The following is a 15,328-nucleotide window of genomic DNA, read 5'->3' as shown; positions in this document are numbered from 1 at the left end:
ATGCCGCGGCGAACCGACCTCCGCGCGATCCTCCTCATCGGCTCCGGGCCCATCGTCATCGGCCAGGCGTGCGAGTTCGACTACTCCGGCACCCAGGCCTGCAAGGCCCTCAAGGAGGAGGGCTACCGTGTCATCCTGGTGAATTCGAACCCGGCGACGATCATGACCGATCCCGAGTTCGCGCACCGGACGTACGTCGAGCCGCTCACGGTTGAGGTGCTCGAGCGCATCATCGCCGCCGAGCGCCCGGACGCCGTCCTGCCGACGATCGGCGGACAGACGGGCCTCAACCTGGCGCTCGACCTGGCCGAGGCGGGCATTCTCGCGAAGTACGGCGTCGAGCTGATCGGCGCCAAGGTCGACGCCATCAAGCGGGCCGAGGATCGCGACCTCTTCAAGACGACGATGCGCGAGATCGGCCTCGAGGTGCCGCGCAGCGGCGTCGTCCGCTCGCTCGCCGACGCGGAGCGGCTCCGCGGCGAGATCGGGCTGCCGGTCATCATTCGCCCCTCGCGGACCCTCGGTGGGTCCGGGCAGAGCTTTGCCACGACCGAGGCCGAGTTCCGCACCAACGTCGAGTGGGGCCTCGAGATGTCGCCCATCCACGAGGTCCTGATCGAGGAGTCGATCGCGGGCTGGAAGGAGTTCGAGCTCGAGGTCATGCGCGACGGCAAGGACAACGTCGTCATCGTGTGCTCGATCGAGAACTTCGACCCGATGGGCATCCACACGGGCGACTCCATCACGGTCGCGCCGGCGCAGACGCTGACGGACAAGGAATACCAGATCATGCGCGACGCGTCGGTCGCGGTGATCCGCGCCATCGGCGTCGACACGGGCGGCTCGAACATCCAGTTCGCCGTCCATCCCGAGAACGGCCGGCTCGTCGTCATCGAGATGAACCCGCGCGTGTCGCGCAGCTCGGCGCTCGCCTCCAAGGCGACGGGCTTCCCCATCGCGAAGATCGCCGCCAAGCTCGCCGTCGGCTACACGCTCGACGAGATCCGCAACGACATCACCCGCGAGACGCCCGCCTGCTTCGAGCCCACGATCGACTACGTCGTCACCAAGATCCCGCGTTTCACGTTCGAGAAGTTCCCGCAGGCCTCCGACGAGCTCGGCCCCCAGATGAAGTCGGTCGGCGAGGCCATGGCGATCGGCCGCACCTTCCGCGAGTCGCTCCAGAAAGCCATGCGCTCGCTCGAGATCGGGAGCAACGGCTTCGAGCCGCGCGACAAGAGCGACGCCGAGCTGCGCGCGAACCTCGTGCGCCGCGGCGCCGATCGGTTGTGGTGGGTCGCCGAGGCGCTGCGGCGCGGCCTCAAGGTGGAGGAGGTCGCGGCGCTCACGACCATGGACCCGTGGTTCCTGCGCCACGTCGAGGAGATCGTGGCCGACGAGCGCCTGCTGTCGGGAGCGCCCCTCGCCTCGCTCTCGGACGGGCGCATGCGGTCGCTCAAGCAGGCCGGGTTCTCCGACGCCCGGCTGGCGACGCTCCTCGGCACGACCGAGGGCGCCGTGCGCGCGAGGCGCGAGGCGATGGGCATTCGTCCCGTCTACAAGACGGTCGACACGTGCGGCGCCGAGTTCGAAGCCTACACGCCGTATCTCTACTCCACCTTCGAGCCGGGCGACGACGAGGCGAAGCCGACCGCGAAGCGCAAGGTCGTGATCCTGGGCGGCGGACCGAACCGGATCGGGCAGGGGATCGAGTTCGACTACTGCTGTGTGCACGCCGCGTTCGCGCTTCGCGAGGCCGGGTTCGAAGCCATCATGGTCAACTGCAACCCGGAGACCGTGAGCACCGACTACGACACGTCGGACAAGCTCTTCTTCGAGCCGCTGACGCTCGAGGACGTGCTGGCCTTGCTCGATCGCGAGCGCCCCGAGGGCGTGATCGTCCAGTTCGGCGGACAGACGCCGCTCAAGCTCGCCGTGCCGCTCGAGCGCGCCAAGGTGCCGATCCTCGGCACGTCGCCCGACTCGATCGACCGCGCCGAGGACCGCGAGCGTTTCGAGGCGGTGCTGACGAAGCTGCAGCTGAAGCGTCCCCCGAACGGGATCGCCCGCTCCGAGGACGAGGCCGTCCGGGTGGCCGATTCGATCGGCTACCCGATCCTCGTGCGGCCGTCCTACGTGCTCGGCGGGCGGGCGATGGAGATCGTCTACGACCGCGACAGCCTGGTCGGCTACATGGCGCGCGCTGTGCGAGCATCGCCGGAGCATCCCGTGCTCATCGACCGCTTCCTCGAGGACGCGATCGAGGTCGACGTCGACGCGGTCAGCGACGGGCGCGAGGTGGTCGTGGCCGGCATCATGGAGCACATCGAGCGTGCCGGCGTGCACTCGGGCGACAGCGCCTGCTCGCTGCCGCCGTACTCGCTCGACGCCGAGGTGCAGGACGAGATCCGGCGCCAGACCGTGGCGCTCGCACGCGAGCTCGGCGTGGTCGGGCTCATGAACGTGCAGTTCGCGGTGAAGGCGCGCGTGGTCTACGTGCTCGAGGTGAACCCGCGCGCGAGCCGGACCGTGCCGTTCGTCTCCAAGGCGATCGGCGTGCCGCTCGCGAAGGTGGCCGTCCGGTGCATGGTCGGGGGCACGCTGCGCGACATCGGGTTCACGCGCGAGATCGTCCCGGAACACGTGAGCGTCAAGGAGGCCGTCTTCCCGTTCATCAAGTTCCCTGGCGTCGACACGGTGCTCGGCCCCGAGATGAAGTCGACCGGCGAGGTGATGGGCATCGACACGACGTTCGGCGGCGCGTTCGCGAAGGCGCAGATCGCCGCCGGCACGGTGCTCCCGAAGCGGGGCAAGGTGTTCGTGTCCGTGCCCGACGACCAGAAGGACGCCTTGCTGCCGATCGCCCGCAAGCTCGTCGGCTGCGGCTTCACGCTGATGGCGACGCAAGGGACCGCGGCGTTCCTCGAGGCGAAAGGGATCGCCGTCGAAGGGGTCTCGAAGGTGCAGCACGGCGGACCCAACGCCGTCGATGCCCTCCAGCGCGGCGAGGTGGCGCTCGTCATCAACACGCCGGCCGGGAGCGAGGCCTACCGCGATTCGTTTCCGCTGCGGCGCACGGCGCTCGAGTGCCGGGTGCCGTACTTCACGACCATCGCGGCGGCCGCGGCCGCCGCGGAGGGGATCGAGACCATGTCCCGCGGGCCGTTCTCCGTGCGCCCGTTGCAGGAGTATCATCGCACCGGCGCGTGACGTCGTGAGCAGCGACAGCGGACCGCTCGCCGAGGTGGTGCAGGCGCTCGAGCGACCGCTCGCGTACCTCGCGGCGCGTGACTACCGGGGGCTCGAGCACACGCGGCTCCCGCTCGAGGCGATCGCCGAGCGGATCGAGCGCGCGCAGGCCGGCGCGGGCGCCACTGCGGCGGCGGCGCTGGCCGAGCTCTCGATCATCGTCGGGCAACTGCGCGCCGGCGGCCCCGACGGGCCCGCGCTGCTGCGTCGCGCGCACCGTCTCCTGCCCGCGCTTCGCAGCGCGGCCACCGAGGTCGCTCCACCGCGCAGCGCACGCGACGTCGACCTCGACCTCGCGGCGCTCGGCCAGCCGTCGCAGGCGATCCGCGGCGTCGGCCCGAAGCGCGGGGCCGAGCTGGCCCGCTTCGGGCTCACGACGGTCGAGGACGTGCTCTTCCACCTGCCGTTCCGCTACGAGGACCGCCGCAACGTGAGCGCGATGCACACGCTCCAGATCGGCGCCGAGGCCGGCACGGTCGGCGAGGTGACGGCGGTGCGCGAGGCTCGCGCCGGTCGCGGGCGCCGCCCGGTGCTCGAGGTGATCCTGCGCGACGGGGCGGCGAGCCTGCAGCTCGTGTGGTTCAATCAGGTGGCGTACTTCCGCACCCGCTTCCGGGCGGGGCAGCGCGTGCTGGTCTTCGGGCGCGTCGACGCGGCGATCGGCGGCGGCCCGCTGCGCATCGCGCATCCCGACGTCACCTTCCTCGGGCCCGACGACGATCCCGCGGCGCAGGGCGGGATCGTCCCGGTCTACGAGAAGCCGACGCCGTGGCCGGTGTCGGCCATGCGGCGGATCGTGCTGGCGGCCGTCGCCGACTACGCCGACCGCGTCCCGGTCGCCGTTCCGGCGGCGATCGCCGCGCGGCAACGGCTCGTCGAGCCGCCGCGCGCGCTGCGCTACGTACACCAGCCGCCGCCCACCGCCGACGCCGTCACGCTCGGGCATGGCGCCTCGCTCCCGCATCGCTCGCTGGTCTTCGACGAGCTGTTCTTCCTGCAGCTCGGACTCGCGCTCCGCCGCTCTGCGACGAGCGCGGAGCCCGGCACGGCCTTTCCGCCATCCACGCGGCTCGTTCCGGCGCTGCGCACGGCGCTGCCGTTCCGTCCCACGGGCGCTCAGGAGCGTGCGGCACGCGAGATCGCCGCCGACCTCGCCGCCCCACACCCGATGCGTCGCCTCCTCCAAGGCGACGTCGGGAGCGGGAAGACGCTCGTCGCCCTCATGGCCGCGCTCACGGTCGTCGAAGCCGGGGCGCAGGCGGCGATCATGGCGCCGACCGAGCTCCTCGCCGAGCAGCACTACGAGACCGTGCGCGCTCTCGCCGAGCCGCTCGGTGTCCCGGTCGGGATGCTGACCGGCGCGGTCAAGGGCCGCGAGCGGCGCGCGGTGGTGGGCGCGCTCGCGAACGGCCGCCTGGCGCTCGTCGTCGGCACGCACGCCCTCATCCAGGAGGGGGTCGACTTCCACCGTCTCGGTCTCGCCGTGGTCGACGAGCAGCATCGCTTCGGCGTGCTCCAGCGCGCGGCGCTGCAGCGCCAGGCGGGCGATGCCGGCGGTCTCGACGTCCTCGTGATGAGCGCGACGCCCATTCCCCGCACGCTGGCGCTGACACTCTACGGCGACCTCGCGGTCTCGACCCTGGACGAGCTGCCGCCGGGCCGGACGCCGATCCGCACCGAGCTCGCCCGCGAGCGCGGGCGCGACCGCATGTACGCGCGCATCCACGAGGAGGTTGGCGCCGGGCGGCAGGCGTACGTCGTCTATCCGCTCGTCGAGGAGACCGAGACGTCGTCGCTCAAGGCGGCCACCACCATGGTGCGCGAGCTCGCGGCGGGACCGCTCGCCGGCCTCCGCCTCGACGTCGTCCACGGCCGCATGAAGCCGGACGAGAAGGACGCCGTCATGCGGCGCTTCAAGCGGCAGGAGTTCGACGTGCTCGTGTCGACGACGGTCATCGAGGTCGGCATCGACGTGCCGAACGCGACCGTCATCGTGATCGAGCACGCGGAGCGATTCGGACTCGCGCAGCTCCACCAGCTCCGCGGTCGCGTCGGACGCGGCACGCACCCGGGCTACTGCTTCCTCGCCGTGCCAGGGTGGATGGCCGAGGAGACGTATCAGCGCCTGGTCGTGCTCGAGCGCACGACCGACGGCTTCGCGATCGCCGAGGCGGATCTCGTGCAGCGCGGCCCGGGCGACTTCCTCGGCACACGGCAGGCCGGGCTCCCGCCGTTGCGGGTCGCGAACCTCGTCCGCGACACGAGTCTCCTCACTGCGGCGCGGGACGAGGCCGCGCGGTGGCTCGAGGGCGACCCGGACCTCAGTCGTCCCGAGTCGGCGGTCGTCCGGGCCGTGCTCCGCCATCGGTGGCACGGTCGACTCGAGCTCGCGCGCGTGGGGTGAAGGGTGGGCGCTGGGGTGGCAAGCCACGGGCCCGCAGGCTAGAGAGGCCCGCCATGTCGATGTCGATGCCTCGTCATTCGCTGCTCCTCGTCGCCGTGGTGCTGGCCGCCGCCTGCGGCGGCTCCGAGGCGCCGCCGGCGGCACCGGCGAAGAGCGCCGCAACGTCCCCGGCGGCGGCGCCTGTCGCGGGCGGCCGCACCATCAGCGACTCGGCGAAAGCCGCCATGAAGGAGGCCCTCGGGGTGGAGCAGACGAAGAAGCGCGCCTGGCTCTACAGCCAGCCGGGCAATCCCGAGGTGGCCGCGCTCGTCACCAGCATCCAGGACGTCTTCCGCGACTCGGGCTGGGAGGTCACGGGCGAGACCGCGAGCGGCATCTCGCTCAAGCCGGGCGTCATGACCCTCATCGCCGAGGAGCAGTACCCGCCGTACGTCGAGGCGGTGGTGAAGGCCCTCGAGGCGAGCGGCCTCGACGCCAAATCGGCGTCGGGCTACCGCGCCTACTACGCAGAGAAGCGGAAGGAGAATCCCAACTGGCCCGGCATTCCGCTGAAGGACGATCAGGACTTCGTGATCGTCATCGGCCCGAAGCCGGCGGGGTGAGCCTTCGGCCGAGCCGGCGGCCTCCTAGTAGAAGAGCCCCGTCAGGAAGCACATCTCGTCCTCGGCGCTGTTGCCGAAGGTGACGGGGATCTCGGCGCCGGGAACGCAGGTCGTGTCGTGCGCGGCGTCGCCGCAGTGGCGGACGACGCGCGTGACGCCGTTGTCGTGCACGCACTCGTAGTCGAGGTAGTCGCCCGGTGCGAGCACGAACGGCGGATCGAGCAGCGACAGCGCGGGGTGCGCCCAGTCGTCGTTCTGGAAGAAGAGGGAGCCGTCCGACTTCCACACCTTCGTGCGGAGCCCGCGATGGTGCATGTGCGTCGAGAGCTGGAAGATCGAGAGCGGGGCGCCGGTCGTGTTCGTGAAGCGCGTCTTCAGCGTCGCCTGCTGGCGCGGCGGGACGTTGATGCTGAAGGGCGTGACGCCGTTCAGGTTCGCCGTCAGCGAGAGGAGCGTGTCGGCCACGTGCTCGACCGGACCGTCGACCGGCCGCAGGTTCACCCACACCTTGATCTGAATCGGCTCCTCGAACTCGTTGTAGTAGTGCGCGTTGAGGCCGAGGTATGCGCCGCCCTTCACGATCTTTCCGACGCCGCGCGGATACGCGTCGACGAAATACGGTGCCTCGGGAGCGCCCGAGATCGAGATGCCGAAGCGCGCCCCGGAGGCGATGCAGGCGATGTCGCCCGGGACGAACCGGTCCGTCACCGGGTCGGCGTTCCCCATGTGCTCCCAGACGGCGAAGTGGTGCGTCCCCGGGTTGAGCGAGTACTCCCAGCTCCCGACCGCGAGATCCGGTCCGTCGGGAACCTTCACCCACATGCAGCCCTCGACTTCGTCGCCGGGGGCGAGGGTCGGCCCGTCGAGGACGAGCTGCAGGCCGCCGGGCGGTGGATCGAGGGCGGTCGACGGCTCGTAGCGACGCAGCGGCGGACACGGCGCGCCGGCGACCTTTCCGGTGCGCGGCGCGCCGGCGTCGATCCACGCGCGGACGAGGTCGAGCTCGATCGCGGAGATGGTCTTGCGGCCGAACGGCATCGGCTCGCCCTCGCCGGCGGCGAGCGCGCCGGTGAGCTTCTGTACGAGGAAGCTCGAGCCGGCGTCCCCGGGCACCACGCGCAGTTTGCCGGCGGCGGCTGCCGCTTCGTTCGTGGCCGCGGCGCCGACGAGGTCGTCGTAGGCACGCCCGGCCTGCAGGTCGAGGCCGCCCTCGGCACCCGCGCCGTGGCAGGTCGTGACGCGGCAGCCGCTCGGCCCGAGGACGCGGCGCTGGATCAGCTCGAAGGTGTCGCTGGCGGCACAGTCGGCCGCGTTGCCCTTGGGACGGCTCGCACGGAACTGCCGGTTCACCTTGCGGGCGCGCAGCCGGCCGCGGAGGTCGTCGAAGTCGCCGCCGCTGAATCGCACGCTGAGCCGCACCTTGCCATGCATGCCCGCGCAGGCGGACCAGCTCGCGGAGAGCACGATGCTCTTCTTCGTCTTCTTCGGGAGCGCGTGGGTGGGGCTGCATTCGCTCGCGCCGTCCGAGAGCATGAGGTTGTTGCTCATGACGGTGACCGTGAGGCTCGCGCCGTCTTCCTCGAAGCTGCCGGTGAGGCGGGCCCAGGTGGCGGGATCGAGCTTTGCCTCCTTGGCTCGCGCGGCAGCGCCGGGAAGCAGGACGAGGATCGCCGCCAGCATCGCCAGGGCCCGCATGCGACGACCTTACGCAAATCGACGGCGCGTCCGCAAGGACGCGACGCTCCCCGTGGACGAGCCCTACCGGGGTTCCTGCTGGGTCATGCAGTGGATCGTCCCGAGCCCGAGGACGAGGTCGACCGCGTGGATGCCGACCACCCGGCGGCTCGGGAAGAGGTCGGCGAGCGTCGCGAGGGCGCGGCGGTCGGCCGGATCGTTGAAGGTCGGGACCAGCACCGCCTCGTTGCCGACGTAGAAGTTCGCGTAGCTCGCGGGCAGACGCTCGCCGTCGAACCGGACCGCCGCCGGCATCGGCAGCGTCACGACGCGGAGCGGCCGCCCGTCCTGGTCGGTCGCGCGCGCGAGACGGGCATGGTTCTCGTGCAGCCGCGCGTGATTCTCGTCGCTGGGGTCGTCGGTCATGACGAGGGCCACCGTCGCCGGGTCGACGAAGCGCGCGAGGTCGTCGACGTGGCCGTGCGTGTCGTCGCCCGCGATGCCCTCGCCGAGCCAGACGACGTGCCGGGCGCCGAGCCAGTCGCGGAGCGCGCGCTCGGTGGCCTCGCGCCCGAGGCCGGGATTGCGCGCCTGCACCGACGACAGCAGACACTCCTCGGTCACGAGCATCGTGCCCCGCCCGTTCGAGTCGACGGCGCCGCCCTCGAGGACGAGGCGCCGCGTCCGCCCGCCGATCTCGGCCACCGGCGTGAACAGGCGCCGCCGCGCCCACCGGGCGACCGTCGGCGGAACCTTCTGGTCGCGCTTGTGGTTCGGATACTTCGCCCAGCCGTTGAAGCGCCAGCCGGTCGCCGCCACCTCGCCGGCGTCGTTGCGCACGAAGATCGGACAGGAGTCGCGCGTCCACGAGCGATCGGTCGGGACGCGAAAGCACTCGACGCGCTCCTTCGCGACGCCGATGCGCTCGCACATGCCGTACACCTGACGCTGCGCCGCCTCGCTCTCGACGAGGACCCGCACGAGCTCGCCGGGCGCGAGGTGACGGATCACCTCGCCGTACACCCAGCGAACCGCTTCGAGTTTTCCGGGACCCGGCCAGTCGGAGCGCTCGTGCGGCCACGCGATCCACGTCGCCAGGTGCGGCTCCCACTCGGCGGGCATGCGGTAGCCGAGCGCGGCGGGCGTCCCGGCGGCGGCCGGACCGCTCATCGATCGAGCAGGCGCTGCGTGATGGCGCCGTAGGCGTCGATGCGGCGATCGCGCAGGAAGGGCCAGCTCCGGCGCACGTCCTCCTGGTGCTGGCGATCGCACTCGACGACGAGGACCGCCTCGGCGTCGCGCGGCGCCTCGGCGACGACCACGCCGAACGGATCGCACACGAAGGACGCGCCCCAGAACTCGAGGCCCGCGTCGGCGGCGCCCTCGTGTCCGACGCGGTTCACCGCCGCCACGTACACGCCGTTCGCGATCGCGTGCGAGCGCTGGATCGTCTGCCACGCGGCCACCTGGCGCTCGCCGTACTCGACCTTCTCGCTCGGGTGCCAGCCGATGGCCGTCGGGTAGAAGAGGACGTCGGCGCCGGCGAGGGCCGTGAGGCGCGCCCCCTCCGGATACCACTGGTCCCAGCACACGAGCGCGCCCACCGGCCCCACCTTGGTGTCGAAGGCGGCGAAGCCGAGGTCCCCCGGCGTGAAATAGAACTTCTCGTAGTAGAGGGGGTCGTCCGGGATGTGCATCTTGCGGTAGCGACCGGCGATCCGCCCGTCGGCGTCCAGGATCACGGCCGTGTTGTGGTACACGCCGGCCGCGCGCCGCTCGAAGAGCGAGACGACCAGGACGACGCCCAGCTCCTTCGCCAGCGCGGCCATCCGGTCGGTCGTCGGCCCGGGGATGGGCTCGGCCAGGTCGAAGAGCGCCGCGTCCTCGCGCTGGCAGAAGTACTGCGTGCGGAAGAGCTCCGGCAGGCAGACGATCCCGGCGCCGCGTCCGGCCGCCTCGCGCACTCCGGCGACGGCGCGCTCGACGTTGGCGGCGGGATCGGTCCCGCAGCGCATCTGCACCAGGCCGAGGCGGAAGCGGGTCGGCGGCGTCATGCGCGGAAGGTGCCGATCCGTGCCCGGGGTGTCAACGCGCGCGCCCCTGGCCAGGCGCGACGCGGCCGACTAGAGTCCGTCCCGATGGATCTCTCCTACACGCCGGAAGAAGAAGCGTTTCGCGCCCGGGTTCGGAAATGGCTCGAGGAAAACGTGCCGGACACGTCGAAGGGCTACGACCTGGAGCAGATGAAGGCGTGGCAGCGGCGCCTGCACGCGGCCGGGTTCCTCGCCGTCGCGTGGCCGAAGGAGTACGGCGGCGCCGGCCTCTCCATCATGGAGCAGGCGATCTTGAACGAGGAGATGGCGCGGGTGCGCGCGCCCGGCGTGATCAACGTGATGGCGATCAGCTGGGTCGGCCCCGGCATCATGCGCTATGGCACCGACGAGCAGAAGAAGCGCTTCGTGCCCAAGATCCTCACCGCCGAGGAGATCTGGGCGACGGGCTACTCGGAGCCGTCGTCCGGCTCGGACATGGCGGCGGCCAAGACGCGCGCCGAGCGACAGGGCGACCACTACGTCGTGAACGGTCAGAAGATCTGGACGACGCTCGCGCACATCTCGGACTGGTACTGGGTGCTCGTGCGCACGAACCCCGAGGGACCGAAGTGGGCGGGCCTCTCGCTCCTCCTGATCGACATGAAGAGCCCCGGCATCGACATCCGTCCCATCCGCCAGATCGACGGCGGCTCCGAGTTCAACGAGGTCTTCATGACCGACGTGAAGGTTCCCGTCGCGAACCTCCTCGGCAAGGAAGGGCAGGGCTGGGAGATCGTGTCGACGGCGCTCGTGAACGAGCGCTCGGGGATCGCCGCCGGCGTCCGCTGTGATCAGACGCTCGACTGGCTCCGCGCGACGGCGCGCGACCAGGGCAAGGCGAAGGATCCCGTCGTGCGCCAGCAGCTCGCCGGGCTGGCGATCAAGGGCATGGTCATGCGTTGCGCGGGCCTGCGGGGTCTCAGCGATTCCCTCAAGAACCGGATGAACCCGCATCTCTCGGCCGCGATGAAGCTCATGGCGACGACGCTCTCGCAGCAGTACTCCGAGACGGCCATGGACATCCTCGGCCCGCACGCGCAGCTCATGAACGACAAGCACGCGCCGTTCGACGGCCGATGGTCGCGCCAGTACCTCTACGACCGCTCGATGACGATCGCGGGCGGGACGACCGAGGTGCAGCGCAACATCGTCGCGCAGCGGATCCTCGGGCTGCCGAGGAACTAGGACCGCCGGCGTCGCGTCGGGGCCGCGCGGTCGGGGGCGAGCCTACGGCTTCGGCTTCGCCGCGCGACGACACATACGTCGCGTCACGGCCCGACGCGGCGTCGCGCCGCTGCGCAGGCGCCTCCGCCTCGCCCCCGACCGCGCGACCTGCGCGCGACGCCGGCGGCCCGCTCGTTCGCGGCTAGCTGTGGTGGTCGCGTGGCAGGTGCGGCAGCTCGTCGTCGAGATGTAGCCAGGAGAGGGCACTCGACGTCCAGATGTGGTCGTCGGGCGGCATCGCCTCCGGGTCGTCCATGCTGGCGACGGTGACGTCGATCCAGGCGGGATCGTCGGTCGTGAAGAAGGTGAGCGGGGTGCCGCAGGCGTTGCAGAAGGTGCGCGTGACGGGTGGCGTCGAATGGAGCTCGGCGGGCGTTCCGCGAACGAAGCGGACCGCGTCCCGCGCGTAGGTCGCCCAGGTGACCACCGGGGCGCCGGCAGCGCGACGGCACATGCTGCAGTGGCAGTGGGACACCTCGCGCGGGCGGGCGTGGACCTCGTAGCGGACCGCGCCGCAGAAGCAGCCGCCGGCGACGGTGTCGGGGCGCTCCGGCATCGTCGTCGGAGGCGCGTCGAAGCGCTTCACCCAGTGCTGGCGCTCCATGGGGCGGAACCCGTGGCGAGCGTAGAGCGACGCCACCCGCTCGTGGCCGCGCTCGATCTCGAGATCGACGGCGATCGCGCCCTCGGCGCGAGCGACGTCGAGCGCGGTCCCGAGGAGTCGGGTGCCGGTCCCGTGCTCGCGCGCGTCCGGGACGACGTACAGCTCTTCGAGCCACGCGGCCTTTCCTCCGTGCTCGATCGGCTGCGAGAAGGCGAGCGCGGCGACGCCGACCGGGCGATTCCCGTCGAGCGCCAGGAGCAGGCGGGCGCGGCGCGGCCGGGCGAGCAGGGCGTCGACCGTGCGGGCGACCTCCGCCTCGGGCGTCGGAATCTGGTGGTCGCGGAGCTGCGCGACGAGGAGTGCCAGCACGGCGTCGCGATCCGCGGCCGTCGCGACGCGGATGTCGAGCGGGGTCCGCATCGCCCTTCGATGCCGCGGTCGGGCCGGCGGTTACACCCTAGTGTCCGGAGTCCGAAGTCCGTCACCAAATCTCGGGCGGTCTCTCGGCCCCTGGCTGCGTTGCTTCTCCTCGGAATAGCTCCAGCTATTCCTCGTCGTCGCGCCTTGCCAGGGACCGAGACCCCGCCCGATCTTTGGCAACGGATTTCGGGCTCAGGACACTAGTGTCCGAAGGCCAGGTTCACGATCAGCCCGAGTACGAACAGGCCGCCGGCGAGGCGATTGTGGTAGAAGGCGATCGACACGTACCAGAGCGGCCACAGGAAATAGCCGGGCGGCGCGCTCGCGGGCTTGGGCTCGCGGTAGCGCTTCAACACCTCGATGAGGCGCGGGATCGCGAAGGCGACCAGCAGGACGCCCCAGCCGAGGTCGCCGCGCAGCACGAGCAGCGCGACGATCGGGTAGAAGGCGATCATGAGGATCTCGTTCAGACGCAGCGAGGTCTGCTTGCCGAGGATCACCGGCAGCGTGTGGATGCCCTTCGCGCTGTCCTGGTCGTACTTGTCGATGTGCTTGCCGATGAGGACGGTCGTGACGGTGATCGCGTAGGGCAGCGTCGCGAGCCAGACCCACGACGGGATCTCGCCTGCGGTCACGAAGTACGTGCCGCCGATCATGAGCGGTCCCCACACGATCGCCACACCGGGCTCGCCCAGGCCGTGATGCTTCAGCTTGAGGGGCGGTGCCACGTAGAAGACGCTGATGAAGAGGCCCGCGAGCGCGAACGCGACGACCGGCCAGCCACGTGCCGCGGTCAGCACGCACATGATGACGAGGTCGGCGAGGTTCACGGCGGCGATCGCCGCGATGAGACCCTTCTTCGAGATGAGCCCCGACAGGATCGGGTGCGGCGCGTAGAGCGCGCGCGTGTACTCGGCCGTGTCGACCCCGCCCGCGGTGTCGAAGTAGTCGTTGATCATGTTGTTCGCCGCGTGCGCGAGGACGAGCCCCAGGCAGGCGAGGGCGCACAGGCCCCAGCGCGGATGCGCGGCCGTGGCGCCGGCGAGGAGGCCGCCGATCAATCCCGACGTGAGCGTCATCGAGAAGACGCACGCGCGGACGATGAGCAGCCACTTCGAGACGCCGTCGATCGCGCGGCCCTTCGGCAGGTTTCCCTGCATGAGGGCGTGGCGCCAGTTGTCGACCAGCTCGCCGAAGGAGGGGGTTCCGACCGCCTGCGGAGCGGTCTCGACGCGTTCCGCCATGACCCTCGTTTAGGCGCTCGCCCGCGCGGACGCAACCGGCTCGGCGTCAGTCGTCGAATCGCAGCAGCGAATGGGCGAGGTACATCTCCGGACCGCGCAGATCCCGCCCCGAGAAGTGCATTGGATCCTTCGCCGTCGCGAGCATCGCGCACACGCGGCCCGGGTTCTCGACCGGCAGCGCCTTCGACGCATCGAAGCCGAACTCGCCCAGCTCGACCGCCATGCGCTCGGTGCCGACGAACCCCGGCATGAGGCCGATGACGGCGACGTTGTATTGCCGGAGCTCCTTCGCGAGACCGGCGATCATGCGGCTGAACGCCGCCTTCGTGATCGAGTAGCCGAGTCCCCAGCCGCCCTTGCCGATCGGTTGCGGCGTCTCGGTCTGTCCGGCGCTGGACGTGATGTTGATGACGATGCCGGCACCCTGCCGCTTCCAGATCGGGAGGCAGAGCTTGATCAGCGCGAGCGGCGCGAACACGTTGCACAGGAACATCTGCTCGATCAGCTCGAGCGGCGTGTCCTCGAAGGGGTCCATGTGGCCGGGCCCGATGTAGCGCCCGTTGTTCACGAGCACGTCGAGCCGCCCGAAGCGCTGCATCGCGGACTCGACGGCCGGCGCCCAGTCCTCGCGCTGCGCCAGGTCGAGCTTCACGACGTGGGCCTGGACCCCGAGCGCGCGCACCTCGGCCGCCGTCTGCTCGAGGCTGCCGGGCAGGGGGGCGTCGGTCGACTTCTTCACCGTGGGCGAGTGCTCGTAGCGCTCGGCGCCGGTGACGGTCCGCGCCGTCAGCACGAGATCGAAGCCGCGCTTCGCGAGCTCCAAGGCGCAGCCGCGGCCGATGCCGCGCGACGCGCCGGTGATGAACGCCACCCTGCGTGTGTCAGCCACGTGGTCCCCCTGTCGCCGTCGCCTCTTCCCAGGCGTGGCCGATGACCGGCGCATCGCTCAGCGACCCGCGAAGCGCGGCGGCCGGCGCTCGATGAACGAGGCCATGCCCTCCTGAAAGTCCTGCGAGCGGAAGAGCAGCATCAGCTGCATCAAGACGTGGTGGCTGTGGCCCTCGAAGTCGGTGCCGAGGCCGTGGCGATAGAGGCGCTTCATCGCCTTCACGGCGAGCGGCGCGTTGGCCGCGATCTTCTCGGCCCAGCGGAGCGCCTCGGGCAGCACGGCGTCGTCGGGGAGGACGCGGTTCACGAGGCCCAGCTCGAGCGCGCGATCCGACGGCAGGTCCTCGCCCAGGAAGCCGATCTCGCACGCCTTCGCCCAGCCGACCAGGCGCGGCAGGTACCACGTGCCGCCGCTCTCCGGCACGATGCCGCGCTTGGCGAAGCTCGGCGCCAGCTTCGCGCCGGCGGCCATGAGACGGATGTCGCAGCCGAGCGCCAGGTCGAGGCCGTAGCCCGCGGCGGCGCCATTGATGGCGCAGATGACCGGCGTGTCGAGCTGCTGCAGCACGACGGTCGGGAGATCGCGCGTGCCCATGTGGCCGACGCCGCCTCCGCCAGCGAGCGCGCCCCCGATGCCGCGCCCTTCGGCGGCCTCCTTGAGGTCGAGCCCGCTGCAGAACCCGCGCCCGGCGCCCGTGACGATGATCACGCGGACGTCGGGATCGGCCTCGGCGTCCTTCAGCGCCTGCGTCAGCCCCTCGAGCATGGCGAAGGTGATCGCGTTCAGGCGCTCGGGGCGGTTCAAGGTGACGAGCGTCGTGTGCTCCCGTTTCTCGACCAGGAGGTCCGGCATGCCTGGTCACTCGCACGCCCGCGGGGAGGGAAGCAACCGCGCGCGCGTTGCTGCCGGCCGCCGTACCGGTTAC

At 71.1% G+C, this 15,328-nt stretch carries 11 protein-coding genes; 4 read left to right on the top strand and 7 right to left on the bottom strand.

The window, feature by feature from the left end; all coding sequences use genetic code 11:
- The 3 genes from carB to VMS22_06375 are packed head-to-tail and all read left to right on the top strand — an operon-like array spanning position 1 to position 6,255.
- Positions 1-3,210 carry a carbamoyl-phosphate synthase large subunit gene (gene carB / locus VMS22_06385; GenBank protein HXJ33655.1) on the top strand — a complete coding sequence of 1,070 codons (3,210 nt, stop codon included), beginning with the start codon at positions 1-3 and terminating at the stop codon, positions 3,208-3,210.
- A 4-nt stretch (positions 3,211-3,214) separates the two neighbouring features.
- Positions 3,215-5,653 carry an ATP-dependent DNA helicase RecG gene (gene recG, locus VMS22_06380; GenBank protein ID HXJ33654.1) on the top strand — a complete coding sequence of 813 codons (2,439 nt, stop codon included), beginning with the start codon at positions 3,215-3,217 and terminating at the stop codon, positions 5,651-5,653.
- A 53-nt stretch (positions 5,654-5,706) separates the two neighbouring features.
- The gene (locus VMS22_06375) at positions 5,707-6,255 is read left to right on the top strand and encodes a hypothetical protein (GenBank protein ID HXJ33653.1); all 549 of its coding nucleotides are present in this window, start codon (positions 5,707-5,709) and stop codon (positions 6,253-6,255) included.
- Positions 6,256-6,279: 24 nt separating this feature from the next.
- Here the strand turns inward: VMS22_06375 and VMS22_06370 are convergent, their stop codons facing one another.
- The 3 genes from VMS22_06370 to VMS22_06360 form a co-directional block, all read right to left on the bottom strand.
- The gene (locus VMS22_06370) at positions 6,280-7,950 is read right to left on the bottom strand and encodes a hypothetical protein (protein HXJ33652.1); all 1,671 of its coding nucleotides are present in this window, start codon (positions 7,948-7,950) and stop codon (positions 6,280-6,282) included.
- A 63-nt stretch (positions 7,951-8,013) separates the two neighbouring features.
- On the bottom strand, positions 8,014-9,099 hold the full coding sequence (locus VMS22_06365; protein ID HXJ33651.1) for an agmatine deiminase family protein: 1,086 nt from the start codon (positions 9,097-9,099) through the stop codon (positions 8,014-8,016).
- Positions 9,096-9,983: a carbon-nitrogen hydrolase gene (locus VMS22_06360; protein ID HXJ33650.1), complete on the bottom strand. Its 888-nt coding sequence runs from the start codon at positions 9,981-9,983 to the stop codon at positions 9,096-9,098. The genes VMS22_06365 and VMS22_06360 overlap by 4 nt, the downstream gene beginning before the upstream one ends.
- Before the next feature lie 84 nt (positions 9,984-10,067).
- Here VMS22_06360 and VMS22_06355 point away from each other — a divergent pair, with 84 nt between their 5' ends.
- A complete protein-coding gene (locus tag VMS22_06355; protein HXJ33649.1) occupies positions 10,068-11,207 on the top strand; it encodes an acyl-CoA dehydrogenase family protein in 1,140 nt (379 codons plus the stop codon).
- Positions 11,208-11,388: 181 nt separating this feature from the next.
- Here VMS22_06355 and VMS22_06350 read toward each other — a convergent pair whose 3' ends face one another.
- The 4 genes from VMS22_06350 to VMS22_06335 form a co-directional block, all read right to left on the bottom strand.
- Entirely contained in the window at positions 11,389-12,270 is an 882-nt protein-coding gene (locus tag VMS22_06350) for a GNAT family N-acetyltransferase (protein HXJ33648.1), read from the bottom strand.
- Positions 12,271-12,470: 200 nt separating this feature from the next.
- Positions 12,471-13,514 carry a prenyltransferase gene (locus VMS22_06345; GenBank protein ID HXJ33647.1) on the bottom strand — a complete coding sequence of 348 codons (1,044 nt, stop codon included), beginning with the start codon at positions 13,512-13,514 and terminating at the stop codon, positions 12,471-12,473.
- A 46-nt stretch (positions 13,515-13,560) separates the two neighbouring features.
- Complete coding sequence (locus VMS22_06340; GenBank protein ID HXJ33646.1) at positions 13,561-14,403, bottom strand: SDR family oxidoreductase; 843 nt, start codon at positions 14,401-14,403, stop codon at positions 13,561-13,563.
- A gap of 57 nt (positions 14,404-14,460) precedes the next feature.
- Positions 14,461-15,255 carry an enoyl-CoA hydratase/isomerase family protein gene (locus VMS22_06335; GenBank protein ID HXJ33645.1) on the bottom strand — a complete coding sequence of 265 codons (795 nt, stop codon included), beginning with the start codon at positions 15,253-15,255 and terminating at the stop codon, positions 14,461-14,463.
- Positions 15,256-15,328: the final 73 nt, after the last annotated feature.

Source organism: Candidatus Eisenbacteria bacterium, from assembly GCA_035577985.1.
Lineage (GTDB): Bacteria > Desulfobacterota > Binatia > DP-6 > DP-6 > DATJZY01.
The sequence above is the reverse complement of the archived record's forward strand: the minus strand, read 5'-3'. Positions and strand labels throughout refer to the sequence as shown.

Coding starts and splice junctions, on each gene's coding strand:
- VMS22_06360 (HXJ33650.1), bottom strand. CDS start 9,983: ATGACGCCGCCGACCCGCTTCCGCCTCGGCCTGGTGCAGATGCGCTGC.
- carB (HXJ33655.1), top strand. CDS start 1: ATGCCGCGGCGAACCGACCTCCGCGCGATCCTCCTCATCGGCTCCGGG.
- VMS22_06355 (HXJ33649.1), top strand. CDS start 10,068: ATGGATCTCTCCTACACGCCGGAAGAAGAAGCGTTTCGCGCCCGGGTT.
- VMS22_06335 (HXJ33645.1), bottom strand. CDS start 15,255: ATGCCGGACCTCCTGGTCGAGAAACGGGAGCACACGACGCTCGTCACC.
- VMS22_06365 (HXJ33651.1), bottom strand. CDS start 9,099: ATGAGCGGTCCGGCCGCCGCCGGGACGCCCGCCGCGCTCGGCTACCGC.
- VMS22_06375 (HXJ33653.1), top strand. CDS start 5,707: ATGTCGATGTCGATGCCTCGTCATTCGCTGCTCCTCGTCGCCGTGGTG.
- VMS22_06350 (HXJ33648.1), bottom strand. CDS start 12,270: ATGCGGACCCCGCTCGACATCCGCGTCGCGACGGCCGCGGATCGCGAC.
- VMS22_06370 (HXJ33652.1), bottom strand. CDS start 7,950: ATGCGGGCCCTGGCGATGCTGGCGGCGATCCTCGTCCTGCTTCCCGGC.
- VMS22_06345 (HXJ33647.1), bottom strand. CDS start 13,514: ATGGCGGAACGCGTCGAGACCGCTCCGCAGGCGGTCGGAACCCCCTCC.